Below are 19,240 nucleotides of genomic sequence, written 5' to 3'. Positions count from 1 at the left end.
GGTGTGGATGGTGCGATGGGTGAAGTGGCCTGAAGTCAGGTGTGGTTACCGCTTGGCGCCGGTCTTGAAGGGGCGGCGCGCCCACAGGTGGCCGACCACGGTGAGCGCCACGCACCACGCGAGTCCGATGGCCGCGCCGGAGCCGATCCCGGTGCCGAGCAGAAGGTGGCGGCGGTCCTGCCCACGACGTCGGACAGGTCGAAGCGGCGCAGCAGGTTATTGGCCCGCCGTTTGCCTTCCCTCCGGTCGAGGTGGTGCAGGTCTGCCATGAGGAGCAGGTTCTCCTCGGCGGTCAGCAGATTGCCGACGGCCGAGAACTGGCCGGTGACGCCGATCGCGGAGCGCACCGCGTCGGCGGCCCGGGTCAGATGGCGGCCCGCGACCCAGGCCTCGCCCGCGTCGGCGTCGGCGTCGGCGTCGATGAGCGTGGAGAGGATCTCCACCGTGGTGGTCTTGCCGGCACCGTTGGGCCCGAGCAGGGCGAAGACGGCGCCTTCCGCGATGTTCAGGTCGACGCCGTCGAGCACGAGCTTGTCGCCGTAGGACTTGCGCAGTCCGGTGGCGGTGATGGCCGGTGCCGTCGTGTGCGTGGCGGTCGGCGCGGGGGTCCGGGTGGCAGTCATGCCGCTTTTCCTCTCCGGATGGGGAGTTGGGGGTACGCCCGGTCAGTCAGGCGCGGCGGATGATGATGTCGCCGGTCGAGGTCCGGCCGTACACCTCGACGGTCTCGTCGGAGTCCGCGGGGCCGGCGGCGGAGCCGAGCGCGTTGCGTACCGTGCCGTACTTGGTGTTCAGGTCGAGCCAGGCCGCGGTGCCCTCGTGGATGCCCACTTCGAGGTCGCCGACGGAGGTGCGAAGGTCGATCCGGCCGCGGGTGACGTCGCCGACGCGGATGCGGCCGTTGGAGCACATCGCCTCGACGCCGGCGCGGGCGACGCCGATCTCGATCCGGCCGTTGGCGGACTTGGCGTCGACGCTGCTGTGTGCGATGCCGACGGAGATCTCGCCGTTGGCCGCGTTGGTCTTCAGGCCTCCGGTCACCTCGCCGATCTCGGTCGCGCCGTTGGCGTTCTTGACGGTCGCCGCGCCGGCGACGGTGCCGATCTCGATACGGCCCGAGCCGATGACCTCGACGTCGCCGGTCGAGCGGGCCAGACGGATGTCGCCGAGGTCGGTCCTGAGGTTCGCGCCGGCCACCTCGTCGGCCTGGATGTCGCCGAGCGAGGTCTTGAGCGTGACGCCCCCGAATCGGCCCTCGCAGAAGAACCCGCCCAGGGCCGCCGTGGCCCGGACATCGGACCCCGCGGGCAGTTCGACGCTCACCTCGACGGCGCCCGGCTTGCCGAACAGGGCCCGCTTCCTGGGTGTCCTGACCGTGAGGCGGCCGCCCGAGAAGGTGACCTGGGTCTGCTGCACGGCACGTACGTCGTTGTCGTCGGAGCCGTTGCGCGGCAGCACTTCCACGACCGTGTCGGTGCGCTTGCCCGCGGTGATGCGGGCGGCCCCGGCGTCCAACTCGAGGATGGCGGAGATCGGTTCGGGGGTGTCGAAAGCAGGCATGACTGTCCCGTCCTCCTGGCTTGGGTGAGTGATTCCGCCGGTGGGGCGGGTGATGAGTCACGTCGGCGGGATCGGCGATCCGCCGGTGAGGGTGAGGCGGGCCGGCGGCCCTAGCGGACCCAGCCGGTGAAGCCCCGGCTGCCCGAGTCCTTGCCGCGGCCCTGCGGGCTCGTGCGCGCCCCGCCGTCGAGGGCGGTGGACACGGCCCGTACCAGCCAGGCGTTGACCGACAGGCCCTCCGCCGCCGCAGCGTCCTCGGCGCGGGCCTTGAGGTGGGCGGGGAGGCGGAAGTTGATCCGAGCCATGGCGCCGTCGTCGGCGTCCGCGGGCGGCGGGGGCGGCGCGGGGGCGGGGGCCGCGACCGGCTCCCGCACCTCACGGAACGGCTCGGGTGCCGGCGGCGGCGTCACCACGAACTCGGGGTCGAGTCCGCGCAGCCGCACGTCGACCGAGCCCGGCGCCAAGTCCCGCGTGACCTCGCCCATGGCGGCGGACAGTGCGTTGAGGAGGGTCAGGCGGGCGGCGGACTCCAGGGGTGCGGTGAGCCGCTCGGCGAGGGCACGAGCGTCGTCACCGCCGGCGTCCGCGGCGACGGCGAGCTCGTGCCGGAGGTTGTCGACGTAGGGCGTGAGGTCCATGGCGCCATGATGGCACATAAATGGCATCACGGCGAGCCAGATTGGCACTTTCTTGGCACGACGGGTGCCGGCCTGGCATTTCCTGCTTGATCTGGCGTGTCGTGGCGCCACATGACAGCGAGGTGGCTTGCAGCAGCGCCGTTGTGACGCCATGGTGGCGTCACGCACAGCGGGCCGCCGGTCGGCGGCGCTGTGAGGTGCAAGCTCAGCGTTCGAAGACCACGCGTCCGTCGAACACCGTGAGATCCACCTGGACCTTGGTGATGTCGTGCGGGTCGAGGCCGAGCAGCGGTCGGTCCAGGACGCACAGGTCGGCTGCCCTGCCCGGCTCGACGGTGCCCTTCCAGTCGTCGGCGAAGTCCTGCCAGGCCGGGGTGGCGGTATAGGCGCGCAGGGCGTCGGCGAGCGGCACGCACTGTTCGGGGCCGCTGGGGCGTCCGCTGGCCCTGGACTCGCGGAGCATCATCGAGGCCACGCCCTGTCGCCAGTCGGGTTCGGTGATCGGCGCGTCGGAGCTGGCGCAGACCCGTACTCCGGCGTCGAGCGCGGAGCGCACCGGCCACTGGCAGGCGGAGCGTTCGGGGCCCACGACCTCGTCCATCAGGTCGGAGACGGTCCACTTGATGGCGGGGTTCATGTTGACGCCGTAGCCGTGCGCGGCGAGCTTGGCCAGGCTGCCGGGGCTGACGAAGTCGCCGTGGATGACGTAGTGACGGGCGTCGGGGCGGGGCGCGGCCCGGTCGGCGGCGACGAAGGCGTCCACCACCGTGTCGATGGCGCGGTCGCCGGTGACGTGCACGCCGAGCTGGAAACCGGCCTCGTGGGCGACCCGGATCATCTCGCGCAGTTCGTCGGCCTGGAGCGCGGGGGTGTCGCCGTGGACGCACAGGGCGCCGTGACCGCCCTCCGGGTACGGCTCGTTCATCCAGGCCGTGCGGTTGGGCGGCACTCCGTCGCCGAAGATCTTGACGCCGATGGCCCGCAGCAGCCGGGGGTCGGCGGACTCGGGGCGGCGCAGTTCGGCCAGGCCCTCGCGGACGTCGGCGGCAGAGCCGCCCATGGGGGCGGGCAGCAGCAGGACGCTGACGCGCGCCCGGAGTTCACCGCTCGCCGCGAGGTCCGCGTACGCGGTCCAGTTGTCGGTGCTCAGGCCGCCGAAGAGGGTTCCGGCACCGCCGGGGCCGAGGCCGGGCTCGGTGTAGCTGGTGATGCCGCGGGAGTGCAGCTCGCGGATCACGCCCTGGATGGCCTGGCGGCGCTGGGCGAGCGTGGGGGCGGGCAGGGCGGCCTGGACGAGCCGCCCGGCGGCCTCGCGCAGGATGCCGGTCGGCCGGCCATCGGGGTCGTGGTCGATGACGCCGCCGGGCGGGGGCGTGGTGTCCGCGTCGATGCCGCAGCGGCGCAGCGCCTCGGAGTTGGCCCACACCATGTGCGAGGAGAAGTCGGTCAGGCAGACCGGGTGACCCGGCGCCACCGCGTCCAGGTCCCGGCGATGGGGGAAGCGGCCCGGGTCGGCGAGGCACTCGGCGAGGTAACCGGGGTCCCAGCCCAGGCCGACGATCCACTCTCCGTCCGGGACGTCCCGTGCCGCCCGGGCGACGGCCGCGGCGATGTCGGCGAGGGAACCCACCGCCGGATGGCCGACGTCGATGGCGAACGGCGGCTTCGTCATCCCGTAGGCGGCTCCGTGCAGATGCGAGTCGTTGATGCCGGGCAGCACGGTCCGGCCGCCCAGTTCGACGATCCGAGTGCCGGGACCGGCCAGGGCGCGCATCTCCGCGTCGCTGCCGACGGACAGAATGTCCCGGCCGCGTACGGCAACGCCTTCGGCGACGGTGAAGCCGGCGTCGACGGTGAGAACCTGGCCGCCGGTCAGGACGAGGGTGGGGGCGTTTTCGCTCATGGATGCGGTGTCGCTCACGGTGACCTCTTTTCAGGGGGAGGGTGGGTCAGCGCCCCGTGCGGGGTGCGAAGTACGCCAGGGCCGCGCCGGCCACCAGCGCGACGCCCTGGGCCATCTGCTGCCAGAACGTCGGCACGTTCAGCAGGGTCAGGCCGTTCTGAAGGCCGCCGAGGAAGAGCACGCCGAGCAGGACGCCGAAGATCGAGCCGGAGCCTCCGGTGAGGGCCACTCCGCCGACCAACACGGCGGTGAGCACGGCCAGCTCAAAACCGGACCCTGAGGTTCCGGCCACCACGCTGTCCAGTACCGACGCCTTGACAGCACCGGCCAGGGCGGCGGCCACGCCGGTGACGACGAACAGCGCGAACGGGGTGCGGCGGATCTGGATGCCGGAGAGGTGGGCGGCCTCCCGGTTGACGCCGATGGCGAAGACGTGCCGTCCGGCCGGGGTGAACGCGAGGAACAGCGCACCCGCCGCCAGCACCAGCGCGGCGATGACGACCGGCGCCGCGATCCCGGCGATCCGCGCCCCGCCGATCCAGGCGAACCCGGAGCCGAAGCCGCTCAGCGGCAGCGGGAACAACTGCTGTGCCAGACCTCGTACGGCGGTCAGCATGCCGAGGGTGACGATGAACGCGGACAGGCCGAAGTAGCAGCACAGGACGCCGTTCACCGCGCCGACCACCGCCCCGGCGGCGAGCGCCCCGAGCAGGGCGACGGCGGGCGACTGATGGTGCTGCCCGGCCAGCCAGCCCGCGACAAGACCGCCGAGGGCGAGCGTGGAGCCGACCGACAGGTCGAGGTATCCGCTGATGACGAGCAGGGCCAACGGGACGGCGACGATCGCGAGGGTGGCGGCGTCGGTGGCGATGCCGCCGAGGTTGGCGGGGTCGAGGAAGCTGCCCGTGGTCAGCTGGAAGACCAGCACCATCGCGACGAGCACGACGAGGAGCGGGTTGCGGCGTACGGTGGTCAGCCCGCCCGTGGCGATCAGACGCGGGCGCGTGAGGACGCGGTCGGCGGTGGTCATGCTGCTCCTTCGGCGGGCAGAGGGTCGGCGTCGTGGACCGCCGAGAGCAGGGCCTGTTCGGTGAGTCCGGCGCCGGAGAACTCGCCGACGATCCGTCCCCGGGCGACGATCAGGCAGCGGTCGGCGAGCGCCACGACCTCCTCGGGGTCGCTGGACGCGAACAGCACGGCGGTGCCGCGCTCGGCGGCGAGCCCGGACACCACCCGGTAGATCTCCTGACGGGCCCCCACGTCGACACCCTGGGTCGGCTCGTCCAGCAGCAGCACGTCCACGTGCCGGGCCTCGTTAATCCACCGGCCCAGCACGAGCTTCTGCTGGTTGCCCCCGGAGAACGCGCCCGCGGGCAGCCCGGGCCGGGCCGGGCGCAGCCCGACCGCCGTGGCCAGCGAGTCGAACACCCGCCGTTCGGCGCGCAGCGCCCGTACGTTGTACCGGGCCAGGGTCCGGACGGCCGGCAGCAGCGTGTTGTCCTGCGCGGACAGCGACGGGAACAGGCCCTGTGCGCGCCGGTCCGCCGGTACGAGGGCGATTCCGGCGCCGAGCGCGTCGGCCGGGCGGGCGGGGCTGACGGTGCGTTCGCCGACCCGGATGGTTCCGGCGGTGGCTCGGCGCCTGCCGTAGAGCGTCTCCAGGATGCGGGTGCGGCCTGAGCCGATGAGCCCGAACAGGCCGACGCGTTCGCCTTCGGCGACGGTGAGACCGACGGGCCCGAAGCCGGGGCCGCGCAGGGCTTCGACGACCAGCCGGGGCGGGGCCGGGGTGCGCGGCGGCTCCGGCGCGTCCGTGCCCGTGGCGTGTCGAGGCCCGTGCGCGACCTCCGTCGGCCTGCCCGCGATCGCCTCGACCAGGTCACGCCGTGTCTGTCCCGCCACCGTGGCCTGATGGGTCACCCGGCCGTCTCGCAGTACGGTCACCGCGTCCGCGAGCCGTTCCACCTCCGACAGCAGGTGGGTGACGTAGACGATGGCGAGGCCCTGCGTGCGGAGGTCCTCGACGCGTTCGGACAGGGCGTCGGTCTCGGCCCCGGACAGGGCCGCGGTCGGCTCGTCGAGGACCAGGACGGAGGCGCTGCGGCTGAGGGCCTTGGCGATCTCGACCAACTGCCGCTGGCCCCTGGGCAGATCGCCCACCCGGTCGCGCGGGGAACACCTGGCCGCGACCCGCTGAAGCAGCCCGGCGGCGACCTCCTCCTGGGCGCGCCGGTCGATGCGGCCGTACCGGGTCCACTCCTGGCCGAGGAAGATGTTCTCCGCCACGGTCAGAGCGTCGACCACACTCGGCGTCTGGAAGATGATCGCCACGCCGGCCGCGATCGACTCGCGCGGGGTGAGGCGGGTGTACGACGCGCCGCCCACCTCGATCGTGCCCGCGTCGGGCGGGTAGGCGCCGCCCAGGCACTTGATGAGGGTGGACTTGCCGGCGCCGTTGTGGCCGAGCAGGGCGTGCACCTGCCCGGCGGGCACGGTGAGGTCCACGCCGTCGAGGGCTCTGACGCCGCCGAAGGCCTTGGTCAGGCCGCTGATACGGAGGTTCGTGGTCGACATGGCGGCCGGGCCTAGGCGTTCTGGGCGAGCAGGGCGTCGATCTCGGCTGTGTCGGCGCGCTGGACGAGCGCGACCGGCACCTGGGCGCTGGGGTTCGCCTTTCCCGCGGCGACGGCGCGCGGCACGTCGACGATGGCGGCGGCGATGTCCTTCGGCGCGAGCGCGGCGGAGGCCCGGTAGAAGGTGCCCTGCTTGACGGCGAGGAGGGAGGGCCCGGAGCCGTCCTGGCCGCCGACGAACGTCTTGGCGTCGTCGGCGGCGCGGCCCGTCTGCTGGAGGGCCTTGAATCCGCCGTACGCGGCGGCGTCCGTGACGCCGAGGACGAGGTTGAGGTCGGGGTGCTTGGCGAGGACGGCCTTCGTCTTCGACAGGCCCGTGTCCGGGTCGATGGCCTGTTCCCGCGCCACCACGTCGACGCCGGGTGCCAGCCTGGTGAAGGCGTCGATCATGCCCTTGGTGCGTTCGCGGCCCAGCTCGATGGTGTTGTCGGTGAGGAAGGCGATCTTGCCCTTGCCGCCGAGGTGTTCCTCGGCCCACTTCGCCGCCGCCTCGCCGAGCAGGGTGCCGCCCTTGCGGAAGCTGAACTGGATGTCGGCGCTCTGGTGTTGCAGGGAGCCGCCGTAGGTGACCCAGATCAGTCCCGCGTCCAGGGCCGCCTTGGCGATGGGCTCGGCGGCCTCGAAGACCATGGGGAAGGAGACGATCGCCGGGACCTTGCGGGCGACCCAGGTGGTGAGGTTGCTCGCCTGTGTGTCGGCGCTGGCGTTGTCGCTGGTGGTGAGCAGCGAGATGCCGTGCTTCTTTGCCTGGGCGGTGGAGAGCTTCACCAGGGTGGAGTAGAGCGGGAGTTGGGTGAAGGGGTAGTCGAGTCCGATCTTCGTCAGGCGGGTGCCGCCGGAGGACGACGGTCTGGCCGAGGCGGACGCGTTCTGCGGTGCGGAGCATCCGGCGGCCGCCAGGGCGGTGGCGGCGGAGAGGGCGAGGAAGTGTCGGCGTGAGGCCGTGGACGGGGGTGGGGTCATGGCGGGGGCTCTCCGAGGGGCGGGCCCGGCTGGAGCGGGCGTCCGGGTGTGCCGAACAGGAAAGTCCCGCCGGGCCCGCCGCACCATCCGTACAAATACCGACTGCGAACGACAGCCGGCGGATCACGGGCCTCCCGCTCGACAACTCGGTGAACACCTTGTCGGACCCGGACCGACCCCCTATCGTTAGGCCCCAAACGACATCACGTCGGAGCCGCCCGGAGGCTCGCCATGCCCAGCCACCACCAGATCGCGGCAGCAGCGCGCATCGGCATGCTCACCCGCGAGCGCGACACCACGTCGGCCTCCGCGCAGGCCCTGCGCGAACTCGCCCGCGCCCTGCCGCTGGACGCGGCCACCCTGCTCACGATCGACCCGCTGACCGGCTCCCACGTCCAGGTCGCGAGCATCGGTTACACCGCCGCGGCCTCGCAGTCCCTGGCCGGTGAGTTCGTCGCGACGCCGTGGTACCGCAACGTCGTACGGCGGGAGCTGCCACCCTCCATCTCCGAGGACGCCGAGGACGCCGGGCCGCGCTTCCGGCACGGCTGGTTCTACGCCGAGCGGGTCCGCCCGGCCGGTTTCCGGGACGGCGTCACGGGAGCACTGCGGCACCGGAGCCGGCTGGTGGGCCTGGTCCACCTCTCCACCGAGAGCGCGGACGCCTACGACACCGACGCCCGCCGGCTCCTCGCCTCCGTCATGCCCGCCCTGGCCGCGCTCGCCGACCCGCTGGCCCACGCCGGTGACCTGCACGGTCTGGCAGCTCAGGACGCGGCGAGCCTGGTCACCGGCGACGGCGGGGTGATCGACCTGCCGGGCCGCGACCGGCCGCGGGTGCTGCGAGAGGAAGGCGGCTTCCGCGCGCTGCTCGACGCCTTCACCGGCTCGGGCGGCCGGCGGCTGCGCCTGCTGTGGCCGACCGGCGGCGACTGGCGGCGGGTCGTACTGCACCGGCACCCGGCGGGACCCGGCCTCGCGTCCGACGCGGTGCTGGTGCACGAGACGCCCACGGAGCTGCCGTACGGGCTGAGCCCCCGGGAGCTGGAAGTGCTCACCCGGGCGGCCACCGGGCAGACCAACCAGGCCATCGCACAAGCGCTGTTCCTGTCCCCGCGGACGGTGCACAGCCATGTCGAGCATCTGCTGCGCAAGACCGGCTGCGCCTCCCGCGCGCAGGCCACGGCGCTCGCGGTCCGGGACGGGCTGCTGCGGCCGGACCCGGATCACCTGGGACGGTTCGTCGAGCGGTGATCCGGGCCACGGCGGTCAGGAGGTCAGCGCCTCGACGCGCCGCATGACGTCCCGGCAGAACGCCCCGACCCCGTCGGGATCGTCGATGAACTGGTTCGGCTTGACACAGAAGGTGGTGAAGCCCTGCTCCAGTTGCTCCGGGAGCACGGCGAGCGCCGCGCCGAGGTCGGCCGGTGAGCGGTCGTCGGGGAAGACGGCCCGGGTGCCGCCGATCATCTCCAGGTCCGCAATGTCCCGCCCTGCCGCGGCCATCGCCTCCTTGAGCGCCTGGAGGTCCTCGGGCGAGGGCCGGCCGAGCGGGTGGAAGCCGTGGCCGTACCGCACGAGGCGGCGCAGGATGGGGCCGTGCAGCCGCTGTCCGCCGAACCAGAGCCGGGGGCCGTCCGGGCGGTGGGCCTTGGGCTCGAACCAGACGTCCTGGAAGGGGTAGTGCTGTCCGTCGTGGGAGATCGGGGACGGGCCCCAGGCCTTCGCCCAGATCTCCAGGTGCTCGTCGAGGAGCCGCCCCCGCCGGGCGAAGGGCACGCCGAGGGCGTCGTACTCGTCCTTGCTCCAGCTCACCGTCGGCTGCACGACGAGGCGCCCCTCGCTGATCAGGTCGAGGGTGCCGAGCTCGCGCGCGAGCAGCAGGGGGTGGCGCAGCGGGGCGAGGACGGCCGCGGCGGCCAGGCGCAGCCGGGAGGTGACGGAGGCGATGGCGGCGAGCAGCAGCAGGGAGTTGGGCCAGGGGGTGTACGGGTCCTGGTTGCCCGGGAGGGCGTAGTCGCGGGGGTTGCCCATGATGCCGGCGGCAGCCGCGTCGGGGCCGAGGACGATGTGCTCGCTGACCATGACCGCGTCGAAGCCGGCGTCCTCGGCCTCGCGGGCCCAGCGGACGGCGGCGGGCAGATCGGCCCGGCCGCCGGTCAGCGTCCAGTTCTCGCTGAGGACGAGAAGCATGCGGGGAGGGGTGGGCATGTCGGGTTTCCCTTCCATCTCCGTACGATTTGAGTCCGAACGACCGGACGGCGAGGATGGCCGCGCACTCAGCGCGACCGCCCGCGCATCACCGCCCGGGCGTGACGCGTCGCGACCAGACGAAGGAGCCGCCCGTGCCGGGCCACCGATCCATCACCGAAGCCGAGAAGCTCGCAGCGGCGAAGCTCGGCGGTTTTCCCATCCGCCGGGAGCAGATGGCGGCGGTGGCGAACATCTACCGGGCCGCGTCCGCAGTGCGGCAGCACCTGGAGAACTCGGTGCTGCGCGGTTCGGACCTGACCTGGACGGCCTTCGTGGTGCTGTGGGTGGTCTGGGTGTGGGGCGAGTCGGAGACCCGGCACGTGGCGGAGGAGGCGGGGATCTCCAAGGGCACGCTGACGGGTGTGGCGCGCACGCTGGAGTCGCGGGGGCTGTTGCGGCGGGCGGACCATCCGAGCGACGGGCGGCTGGTGCTGCTGAGCCTCACCGAGGAGGGCGACGCGTTCATGCGGCGGGTCTTCCCGGCGTTCAACGAGGAGGAGGCGTTCGTGACGGCCCGGCTCAGCGACGCGGAGTGCCGCACCCTCGCCGAGGGGCTGCGCAGTGTGGTGCTCCAGGTCGAGGAGCACGGCGAGGAGCGGCGGCAGTCCCTGCTGGGCGGCGCCGAGCCCGCGCCACGGCGCAGCGGACGGCGGCCCCGGGCCTGACTCCCGCGGCGGCCTCACCGGGCCGCGGCCCGGACGAGTGCGTCGAACAGGCCCTGTTGGGCGGGGTCCTCGTGGGCGGTGTCCTCCGGGTGCCACTGGACGGCGGTGAACCAGCCCTTGGCGCCCGCGAGTTCGAGGGCCTCGACGGTGCCGTCCGCCGCCCGGGCCGTGACGCGGAGGTCTGTGCCCAGGCGGTCGACGCGTTGGTGGTGATAACAGGACGCGTCGGTCTTCTCGTCGCCGGTGGACCGGGCGACGACCGAGCCGGATTCCAGGATGACGGGGTGCACGAGGTGCCGGTGCTCGCGTTCCGGGCCGCCCATGTCCTGCTCCAGGGTGCCGCCGAGGGCCACGTTGACGACCTGGAGGCCGCGGCAGACCGCGAGCAGGGGCAGGCCGGACTCCAGGGCGTGGCGGGCGACGTCGAGGTCGAAGGTGTCCTGGAGGGTGTCGACGTCGTAGACGGTGTCATGGGTGTCGACGGCGCCGTAGCAGGAGGGGGCGAGGTCGCCGCCGCCGGGGAGCAGGACGCCGTCGAAGCGGGCGAGGCGGGCCGCGGTGCCGCTGTCCGCCGGGTGGATGCCCGCCGGTTCGCCGCCGGCCCGCCAGACGGCCTCGATGAGGGCGCGGGCGTTGACCTCGGCGGCGTAGCGGAGGGCGGAGGTCCGCGCGGAGAACCGGGCGGGGATCGCGATCAGGGGCCTCACAACTGGATCCAGGTGGTCTTGAGCTCGGTGTACTTCTCCAGCGCGTGGACGGACTTGTCACGTCCGTTGCCCGACTGCTTCATGCCGCCGAAGGGCACGGTCAGGTCGCCCTCCTCGTAGCAGTTCACCCACACCGTCCCGGCCTTCAGCGCGCGGGAGACCCGGTGGGCGGTGGACAGGTCGGAGGTCCACAGGCCGGCTGCGAGGCCGTACTCGGTGGCGTTGGCCAGGCGAACCGCCTCGTCGAGGTCGTCGAAGGCGAGCACGGACAGGACGGGGCCGAAGATCTCCTCCCGGGCCAGTCGCGAGCCGGGGTGCACGCGGTCGAAGACGGTCGGCTCCAGATACGTCCCGCCCGTCTCGGCGAGCAGGCGCTCGCCGCCGGTGCGCAGCCGGGCGCCCTCCTCGACGCCATGACGGACGTGGTCGCGTACGCGGTCCAGGTGTGCCCGGCCGGCCAGCGCGCCCATCTCCGTCTCCGGGTCGAGAGGGTCGCCCACCTTCAGCTCCCGGGCCCGCCGGACCACGGCCTCGGTGATCCGCTCGGCGATCGAGGAGTGCACGAGCAGCCGCGAAGGCGCCGTGCACATCTCGCCCTGGTTGAAGAAGACGCCCCAGGCGGCCGTGGCGGCGGCCTGATCCAGGTCGGGGGCGTCGGGCAGGACGATGTTGGGCGACTTGCCGCCGAGTTCCAGCCAGACGCGCTTGAGGTTGGAATCGGCGGCGTAGCGCAGGAAGTGGCGTCCGACGGCGGTGGAGCCGGTGAACGCCAGGACGTCGACGCCGGGGTGGAGACCGAGGGCCCGGCCCGCGGTGGGGCCGTCGCCGGTGACGACGTTGAGCACGCCGGGCGGGATTCCGGCCTCGGTGGCGAGGCGGCCCAGGAGCAGGGCGGACAGCGGGGAGTTCTCCGAGGGCTTCAGCACGACCGTGCAGCCCGCGGCCAGTGCCGGGGCGATCTTCCAGCCGGCCAGGGTCAGCGGGAAGTTCCAGGGGACGACCGCCGCGACCACTCCGGCGGGTTCCCGGGTGACCAGGGCGAGGGCGTCCGGGGCGGTGTGCGGGGCGGAGTCGGTGAGCTTGTCCGCGAGCTGCCCGTACCAGCGGAAGGTGCTGATGACGGCGCGCAGTTCGATGCCGTGGGCGTCCGTGACCGGTTTGCCCATCTCCAGGCTCACGGTCAACGCCAGTTCCTCGCGCCGCTTTTCGAGCAGGTCGGCGAGGCGGAGCAGGGCCCGGCCGCGCTCGGCGGGTGCCAGACGCGGCCACGGGCCGGTGTCGAAGGCCCGCCGGGCGGCGGCGACGGCCGCGTCCACCTCGGCGGTGCCCGCGTCCGGGACCTCGGCGAGGACCCGGCCGTCACGCGGTGACACGACCGGGAACGTCGCCCCGCTTCCGGGCTCGTCGGCGCCGGCGATGTGGTGGGCGCCGGAGAGCTGGAACGCCTTGGCGCGGCGCAGCCACTCGTCGTGGGTGACGGCCGGCATGGAGGGCCTCCTTTGATCTCAAACGAAATGGGTACGGCTGTCCGCGGACGACGGCGCGCGCGGTCACCCGTCGGCGGCTGCGAGGGCCCTCCCCCGCACCCGTGCGGCGACGATGCCCAGCGCCATGACCACCGGGACGGACAGCGTGAGCCACAGAGCGGTGGCGCGTTCGCCGCCGATGAGGGTGGTGAAGTTGGCCAGGATGAGCCAGATCGCCCCCGCGATGCCGAGCGCGCCCAGGACGGGAGCGATGAGCGTGTTCCAGGGGTGGGCGTCGAGCCGCTCGCGGCGGAAGAAAGCGACGACGGACACCGAGGTCAGCAGGTACAGCAGCATCATCGCCAGGACGGCGACCCCGCTGAACCAGGAGAACAGCGTCAGCACCGGGTCCTTGCCCGCCAGCGCGAAGGGCACCACCAGCAGCACGGCCAGGACCGTCTGGACGCACCCGGCCGCCCAGGGGGCGTGACGGCGGTTGAGCCGGCACAGCCGCAGCGGCAGCAGGCGGTCGCGTCCGAGGGAGAACAGGTAGCGGTTGGCCGAGTTGTGGAAGGTGAGGATGCCGGCGAAGAGGGACGTGGCGAGCAGGACCGGCAGCACATCGCCGACCCAGCCGCCGAACTGCGCGGTGATGGGCGCGAAGACGAACCCGGCCCCGTCACCGCCCTCCAGGGCCTGGCCCGCGGCCGCGGTGGCCCGGGAGGCGCCGTAGGAGGAGATGAGCATCCAGGAGGTCAGGGCGAAGAAGCCGGTGACCACGACCACCGCGAGGTACGTGGCCCTCGGCACGGTCTTCCTGGGCTCGCGGGCCTCCTCGCCGTAGATGGCGGTGGCCTCGAAGCCGAACATGGACGCCACGGCGAACATCACGGCCACGCCCGGAGCGCCGTCCAGGGCGGCGGCCGGGGAGAAGCTGTCGGCGAGGCCGAGCCCCTCGGGTCCGCCGCCCTTGACGAGGGTGACCAGGGCGAAGACCGACAGGATGCTGAACTCCGCCAGGACGAGGACGGCCAGCACCTTGGCGCCCATCTCGACGCCGGCCGCACCGAGCGCCTGCACCACCGCCATGGTGGCCAGTGTCCAGACCCACCACGGCAGGTCGAGGCCTGCGTGGCTCGCGACCAGTCCGCTCACGATGGATCCGTAGAGCCCGTACATGGCGGCCTGGATGGTGCAGTACGCGAAGAGCGCGAGGCCCGCGCTGCCGGTGCCGGTGGTCCGGCCGAGGCCCTTGCCGATGTAGGTGTAGAAGGCGCCCGCGTCCACGACGTGGCGGCCCATGGCGACGAAGCCCACCGAGAACAGCAGGATCACCAACCCCGCCACCAGATAGGCGGCGGGCACTCCGGGCCCGTTGCCGAGCGCCACGGCGATGGGGGCGGCGCCGGCGATACCGGTCAGCGGGGCCTGGGCGGACAGGACGAAGAAGAGGATGCCCAGTACGCCGAGGGCGTTGGGCTTGAGCGTGCCTGCGGTGGGCGCGTCCGGTGCCGCCGTGTGCCGGGAGACCGTCTGACTGTCCACTCGGATCACCTGCCAGGGGGAGGAAGGATCGTTTCAGGCCAAACGAGTTGCCTCATCGTGGGACGGAACTATCCGTTTGGCAAGGGGTGAGGGACTACGATTTACGGGGCCGCGTGGCCGACGGAGTCAGGCCCCGCCGTCCTGCTTCTCGGCGAGCAGCCGCAGCACCGAGCGCAGTTCGTCGAGGGCGTCCTCGATGACCTCGCGTTCGCCGAAGACCAGCTGGTGCAGGACGAGTCCCTCCAGCGTGGCGAAGACCATGCGGGACAGGCCCTCGTCCACCGGGCCGGGCAGCATCTGGGTGAGCTCGCGCCGGGTCGCGTCGAAGTACTCGTCGTACAGCGACCGCAGGTGGGCCAGGAGCTCGGGGCGGCGCCGGGACTCCAGCAGCAGTTCGTACTGGAACGCCTGGAGGTCGGGACCGGACTCCACCATGTCCGTCAGACCCACCGAGAAGTCGGCGGCCCTGCCTGTGCCCGGTTCCAGGGCGCTGCTGCTCAGGGAGGACCGGATGGCGTGGGTGAGGGCCTCTTCGATCAGGGCGTCACGGGATCCGAAGTGGTGCACGACCAGCCCGTGGGTGACGCCGGCCTCCTCCGCGACCGCCCGGTAGGTGAGCCTGCGCAGCCCGCCCCGGGCCACCACGCGCACGGCGGCCTCCAGCAGGGCCTCGCGGCCCGTGCCGTAGTTCACGCGCTTGCGGGGGCGGCGCCCGGCGGGCTCGGTCATGCCCGTGACCCTACCCGGGGCGCCCCGCTCGGCGACGCGGCGGCCGGAGCCCGCGTCAGCGACGCGGCGGCCGGATGCCACGGAACTCCCAGTCGCCGCCGAGCGCGGTCGACAGCACCTCCTCCGACTCGGTGGGCTGTGCGCCCACGTCCGTACGGATGGCGGCCGGCCCGGTCACGATGTGGTTGGTGAGCCGCCCGAGCCCCTCGACCTCCACCTCCACGACGTCTCCCGGCTGGACGGGGCGGGAGTGGGCGGGCGTGCCGGACAGCAGGACGTCTCCCGGGTACAGCGTGATGGTGCGGGCGATGTCGGCGACGAGGTAGTGCATGTCCCACGTCATCTCGTCGGTCGAACCGTCCTGCACCACCTGCCCGTTGACATAGGTCCGCAGCCGCTTGCCGTGGAAGTCCCAGTCGGTGACCAGCCCGGGGCCGAGCGGGCAGAGGGTGTCGGAGCCCTTGACGCGGAGCATGGAGCCGGCGTCGGTGTCGCGGAAGTCGTGCAGTCCGTAGTCGTTGGCGACGGTGTCGCCGGCGAGGTACTCCCCCGCCTCGGCCGGCGAGATGTTCCGGGCGGTCTTCCCGATGACGATGGCGACCTCGCCCTCGTAGTTGAGCCACTTGCAGCCCTCGGGGCGGACGATCGCGCCCCGGTGGGCGTTGAGGGCGGAGACCGGCTTGTGGAAGTAGGTCGGCGTGTCAGGCAGGCCGATCCGGAACTCCTCCACCCGGCTGCGGTGGTTAAGGTGGACGGCGATGACCTTGGAGGGGACGACCGGCGGCAGGTGCCGGGCGTCGTCGGCCTTGACGCGGCGGCCGTCGCCGGCGACGAGTTCGTCACCGTCGACGGTGACCTGGACGGCGGCGCCGTCGAGGAGGATCCGGCGGTACTCAGGCATGGGCGGACTCCTGCGCGGGGGTGTGGTCTGCGGTCCAGCCGCCGGCCGGGCGGTCGAACCAGAGGTGGACCTGGCCGGTGCCGACGGAGTTCTCGTACTCGCCGTACTGCCGGGCCCGGGCGACGCAGTCCTGCTCGCCGAGGGCACCGGCCATCATCAGGTAGTGGAAGAACTTCGCCTCGGGCTTGACCCTCCAGAACTCGTCCATGGTGTCGAGGACCTTGTCGTGACGGCCCTCCTTGAACCAGGCGATGCGCTCCAGGTCGGCCTCGCGGGCCTCGGGCGTACGGATGTGCACCGGGTCGCTGGCCTCGTGGTCGCGCAGTTCGCGCAGCGGCCAGAAGGTGTGGGAGAGGGCGCCGGAGGCGATGAGGAGGACCCTGCGTCCGGGAGTGGCGGCGATACCGTCGGCAAGCGCCCGCCCGAGCCTGAGATGGTCCTCCATATCGCCGGTCTGGCAGACCCCGATGGTGACCCACCTCTTGTCGGGCAGCCCCTCACCCAGGTACTTCCAGAGGTTGATGGTGGCGTAGTAGACCGGCAGGTACGCGTCGTCGATCGGAGTGATCCACGTGCCGTGCTGGTCCGCGAACTTCGCAACGTTGTGGGCGAGTTCGGGGTCGCCCGGGAAGTCGTACGGCATCCGGCACATGCCGCGCGGCAGTTCCTCGGAGGTGAACAGCCCAGCGCGGCGCTCCTGCGCGGTCACGACGAACTCGACGGTGGTCGCCCAGTGCGAGTCGAGCACGACCACGGTGTCGTAGTCGTCGCGCTCGAAGACGTCCCTGCGGAGTTCCCGGAGCCCGGTGACGAGGGTGATCTCCTTGCCCTCGTTCAGCTCCAGCCGCTCCTGCTCGGGCAGCACGATGGTGGGGACGTGGGCGAGCAGCCCGGCCCCGGTGATCTCACCCATGGTCCTGGTTCCATCCCTTCGGGGCGGTGACGGTGTTCTTCAGGTCGCAGTAGAAGTCGAAGCTCCAGGTACCGCCCTCGCGTCCGACACCGGACTGCCGGGAGCCGCCGAACGGGGCCTGGAGGTCGCGGACGAAGAAGCAGTTGATCCAGACCGTGCCCGCGACGAGCCGGGCGCTGACCCGCTCGGCGCGCTCGCGGTCGCCGGTGGCGACGGTGGCGGCCAGCCCGAAACAGGTGTCGTTGGCGAGCCGGACGGCCTCGTCCTCGCCGGCGAAGGTCTGGAGGGTCAGTACCGGCCCGAAGACCTCCTCCTGCACGATCTCGGAGTCCTGGGCGACATCGGTGAGCAGGGTCGGCGCGTAGTACTGCCCGTCCTTGCGATGCCCCCCGATGACCGCCCGCGCCCCGGCCGCGACGGCCCGCTGCACAAAACCGTCGATCTTCTCCAGCTGGCGGGGATGGATGGTGGGCCCGATGTCGGTGGCCTCGTCGCGGGGATCGCCTTGCGCGAGGGCGGACGCCTTCTCCACGAACCGGCGGGTGAACTCCTCGGCGACCGGCTCCTCGACGAGCAGCCGGGTGCCCGCGAGGCACACCTGCCCGGCGTTGTCGTACTGCTCCACGGCGAGGTCGACGGCCAGGTCGAGATCGGCGTCGGCGAAGACCAGAAGGGGTGACTTGCCGCCGAGTTCGAGGCTCAGGGGCGTGAGGTTGGCGGCGGCCGAGGCAGCGATCCGCCGCGCCGTGGGCACCGACCCCGTGAAGCTGATGCGGCGCACGTCGGGGTGGGAGGTGAGGGCGTCACCGATCTCGGAGCCGTATCCCTGGACGACGTTGAGGACACCGGCCGGCAGCCCGGCCTCGGCCGCGATGTCGGCCAGCAGTGAAGCGGTCAGCGGGGACCACTCGGCGGGCTTGAGGACGACGGTGTTGCCGGCGGCGAGGGCGGGGGCGACCTTCCAGGTGGCCAGCATCAGGGGCGCGTTCCACGGCGTGATCAGCACGCAGGGCCCGGCCGGGTCCCAGCTGACGTGGTTGGTGTACCCCCGCGTCTCGAAGTCCTCGTGGTCGAGCCGGAGCAACCAGTCGGCGAAGAACCGGAAGTTGTGGGCGACGCGGGGCATGACGCCCCGCCGGTGCGACCGCAGCAGCGCACCGTTGTCGGTGGTCTCGACGATCGCCAGCTCCTCGATCCGCTTCTCGACGCCGTCGGCGATGGCGTGCAGGAGGCGGGCGCGCTCGGTGCGCGAGGTGGCGGCCCAGGCGGGGAAGGCGTCCCGGGCGGCGGCGACGGCGGCCTCGGCTTCGACTGGGCCGCCCCGGGCGATCTCGCCGAGGACGCTGGCGTCGATCGGAGAGTGGTCGGTGAAGGCATCGGCGGAGGCGACGCGCAGACCGCCGATCCAGTGCCGGGTGTCGACGGCAACGCCGGCGACGGTGATGGTGTCAGGCATGAGAAGAGTTCCATTCAAACGAGGAGAATCGCACTCACCTAGGGGCGCGGGGAACTGCGCGACCAACCACGACGAACCCGCATCCGCCTACCGGCGCTACTCGGCAGACGCTTCCGACGTACCGACTTCCAGCAGCCGCCCCCCGTCCCAGACCACCCCGACCTGCCGGTAGTACGCCGCGATCGGCTCCCGCACCTCCAGCCGGGCCAATTCCTCGGTCGGCGCCTCGAACAGCTCCAACTGCGCGTCTCCAACCCACGGTCGACCTCCTTCGAAGGAAGCCGCCCCGGACTCGATCAGCTCGTCGAGAGCCAGCCCCTTGCCCTCGATCGACGGCAGCCACCGGTGATGCGCCATGGGATGCGCATTGACGAACCCGCCGCTCTCAGAAGGCTCGCGCAGCGTCACCACAGCCTGCGCGATACGCCGGTCCGCAGCCGCCAGCGTCGCCCCGAACCGCGCCCCGGACTCGATCCGCGGAGCGGGCCCGTACGGATGCGGTCGCGTCTGGTGGATGGAGCCGAGCTTCTTCGGATACCCCTGATGCAGCCCCCGCGCGATCGCGAAGTCCTTGTCCACCCAGATGTAGACGCACCGAGAGTACGTCCGCCCCCGGAACCGGCACCGGACGACCGCGAACGCCTCCTTGTACTGCGCCCGCACCGGATCCAGCAGCTCCTCCCCCGATGCCGAGCACGACTGCCAGTCGGCCCAGATGAGAGCAACCGCACCGGGATCCTCGTCGGCCAACTCCAGCGGCTCGGGGAGCAGTTCACGCACCCGCTCGGGGTCCGTCCGGTACTCGACCGTCAACAGGTCACCGGAGTACCGCCAGGGCGGAGAGGGAATCAGCGACGACGCACCGGTCGCCGTCTTGGGGTGGAGGTAACCACGAAGACTGGTCACGC

Annotated in this window: 17 protein-coding genes and 1 pseudogene; 2 read left to right on the top strand and 16 right to left on the bottom strand. The window is 72.4% G+C overall.

All coding sequences use genetic code 11. The annotated features are described in order from the left end of the window. Nucleotides 1-161 precede the first annotated feature (161 nt). The 7 genes and pseudogenes from V8690_RS39365 to V8690_RS39335 form a co-directional block, all read right to left on the bottom strand. Nucleotides 162-623 (bottom strand): annotated as a pseudogene (locus V8690_RS39365) (ATP-binding cassette domain-containing protein); the annotation flags it as partial. A 46-nt stretch (nucleotides 624-669) separates the two neighbouring features. Continuing rightward, nucleotides 670-1,560, bottom strand: a complete 891-nt coding sequence (locus tag V8690_RS39360; RefSeq protein ID WP_338784803.1) for a DUF4097 family beta strand repeat-containing protein — start codon at nucleotides 1,558-1,560, stop codon at nucleotides 670-672. 110 nt (nucleotides 1,561-1,670) lie between these two features. Then, nucleotides 1,671-2,198, bottom strand: coding sequence for a toxin-antitoxin system HicB family antitoxin (locus tag V8690_RS39355; protein WP_338784802.1), 528 nt, complete (start codon nucleotides 2,196-2,198; stop codon nucleotides 1,671-1,673). A gap of 205 nt (nucleotides 2,199-2,403) precedes the next feature. After that, entirely contained in the window at nucleotides 2,404-4,101 is a 1,698-nt protein-coding gene (locus V8690_RS39350; protein WP_338785627.1) for an amidohydrolase, read from the bottom strand. A gap of 46 nt (nucleotides 4,102-4,147) precedes the next feature. Continuing rightward, nucleotides 4,148-5,131 carry an ABC transporter permease gene (locus tag V8690_RS39345; RefSeq protein ID WP_338784801.1) on the bottom strand — a complete coding sequence of 328 codons (984 nt, stop codon included), beginning with the start codon at nucleotides 5,129-5,131 and terminating at the stop codon, nucleotides 4,148-4,150. Beyond that, on the bottom strand, nucleotides 5,128-6,675 hold the full coding sequence (locus V8690_RS39340) for a sugar ABC transporter ATP-binding protein (RefSeq protein WP_338784800.1): 1,548 nt from the start codon (nucleotides 6,673-6,675) through the stop codon (nucleotides 5,128-5,130). The genes V8690_RS39345 and V8690_RS39340 overlap by 4 nt, the downstream gene beginning before the upstream one ends. Before the next feature lie 11 nt (nucleotides 6,676-6,686). After that, nucleotides 6,687-7,697: a sugar ABC transporter substrate-binding protein gene (locus tag V8690_RS39335; RefSeq protein ID WP_338784799.1), complete on the bottom strand. Its 1,011-nt coding sequence runs from the start codon at nucleotides 7,695-7,697 to the stop codon at nucleotides 6,687-6,689. Between the two features lie 231 nt (nucleotides 7,698-7,928). Between V8690_RS39335 and V8690_RS39330 the strand changes: the two genes are divergently transcribed. Beyond that, entirely contained in the window at nucleotides 7,929-8,951 is a 1,023-nt protein-coding gene (locus tag V8690_RS39330) for a LuxR C-terminal-related transcriptional regulator (RefSeq protein WP_338784798.1), read from the top strand. 15 nt (nucleotides 8,952-8,966) lie between these two features. On the opposite strand, the gene V8690_RS39325 is transcribed toward V8690_RS39330, so the two are convergent. Further along, nucleotides 8,967-9,908, bottom strand: coding sequence for a TIGR03619 family F420-dependent LLM class oxidoreductase (locus tag V8690_RS39325; protein WP_338784797.1), 942 nt, complete (start codon nucleotides 9,906-9,908; stop codon nucleotides 8,967-8,969). A gap of 134 nt (nucleotides 9,909-10,042) precedes the next feature. Between V8690_RS39325 and V8690_RS39320 the strand changes: the two genes are divergently transcribed. Further along, nucleotides 10,043-10,615 carry a MarR family transcriptional regulator gene (locus V8690_RS39320; protein WP_338784796.1) on the top strand — a complete coding sequence of 191 codons (573 nt, stop codon included), beginning with the start codon at nucleotides 10,043-10,045 and terminating at the stop codon, nucleotides 10,613-10,615. Between the two features lie 14 nt (nucleotides 10,616-10,629). On the opposite strand, the gene V8690_RS39315 is transcribed toward V8690_RS39320, so the two are convergent. The 8 genes from V8690_RS39315 to V8690_RS39280 all read right to left on the bottom strand — a co-directional run bounded on the left by V8690_RS39315 (nucleotide 10,630) and on the right by V8690_RS39280 (nucleotide 19,238). Next, nucleotides 10,630-11,322 carry a gamma-glutamyl-gamma-aminobutyrate hydrolase family protein gene (locus tag V8690_RS39315; protein WP_338784795.1) on the bottom strand — a complete coding sequence of 231 codons (693 nt, stop codon included), beginning with the start codon at nucleotides 11,320-11,322 and terminating at the stop codon, nucleotides 10,630-10,632. Next, nucleotides 11,319-12,809 carry an aldehyde dehydrogenase gene (locus V8690_RS39310; protein WP_338784794.1) on the bottom strand — a complete coding sequence of 497 codons (1,491 nt, stop codon included), beginning with the start codon at nucleotides 12,807-12,809 and terminating at the stop codon, nucleotides 11,319-11,321. The genes V8690_RS39315 and V8690_RS39310 overlap by 4 nt, the downstream gene beginning before the upstream one ends. 63 nt (nucleotides 12,810-12,872) lie before the next feature. Then, nucleotides 12,873-14,333 (bottom strand): APC family permease, encoded by a 1,461-nt coding sequence (locus V8690_RS39305; protein WP_338784793.1) that lies wholly within the window; start codon nucleotides 14,331-14,333, stop codon nucleotides 12,873-12,875. Between the two features lie 126 nt (nucleotides 14,334-14,459). Beyond that, nucleotides 14,460-15,062, bottom strand: a complete 603-nt coding sequence (locus V8690_RS39300) for a TetR family transcriptional regulator (protein ID WP_338784792.1) — start codon at nucleotides 15,060-15,062, stop codon at nucleotides 14,460-14,462. Nucleotides 15,063-15,117: 55 nt separating this feature from the next. Next, nucleotides 15,118-15,963 (bottom strand): fumarylacetoacetate hydrolase family protein, encoded by an 846-nt coding sequence (locus V8690_RS39295; RefSeq protein ID WP_338784791.1) that lies wholly within the window; start codon nucleotides 15,961-15,963, stop codon nucleotides 15,118-15,120. After that, nucleotides 15,956-16,876 carry a 3,4-dihydroxyphenylacetate 2,3-dioxygenase gene (locus tag V8690_RS39290; RefSeq protein WP_338784790.1) on the bottom strand — a complete coding sequence of 307 codons (921 nt, stop codon included), beginning with the start codon at nucleotides 16,874-16,876 and terminating at the stop codon, nucleotides 15,956-15,958. Before V8690_RS39290 ends, V8690_RS39295 begins: the two co-directional genes overlap by 8 nt. Then, nucleotides 16,869-18,332 (bottom strand): aldehyde dehydrogenase, encoded by a 1,464-nt coding sequence (locus V8690_RS39285; protein ID WP_338784789.1) that lies wholly within the window; start codon nucleotides 18,330-18,332, stop codon nucleotides 16,869-16,871. Before V8690_RS39285 ends, V8690_RS39290 begins: the two co-directional genes overlap by 8 nt. A gap of 96 nt (nucleotides 18,333-18,428) precedes the next feature. After that, the gene (locus tag V8690_RS39280) at nucleotides 18,429-19,238 is read right to left on the bottom strand and encodes an acetoacetate decarboxylase family protein (RefSeq protein WP_338784788.1); all 810 of its coding nucleotides are present in this window, start codon (nucleotides 19,236-19,238) and stop codon (nucleotides 18,429-18,431) included. Nucleotides 19,239-19,240: the final 2 nt, after the last annotated feature.

The sequence above is a fragment of the Streptomyces sp. DG1A-41 genome (assembly GCF_037055355.1).
Lineage (GTDB): Bacteria > Actinomycetota > Actinomycetes > Streptomycetales > Streptomycetaceae > Streptomyces.
Note: the sequence above shows the minus strand (reverse complement) of the source record. Positions and strands in the feature narration are given on the sequence as shown.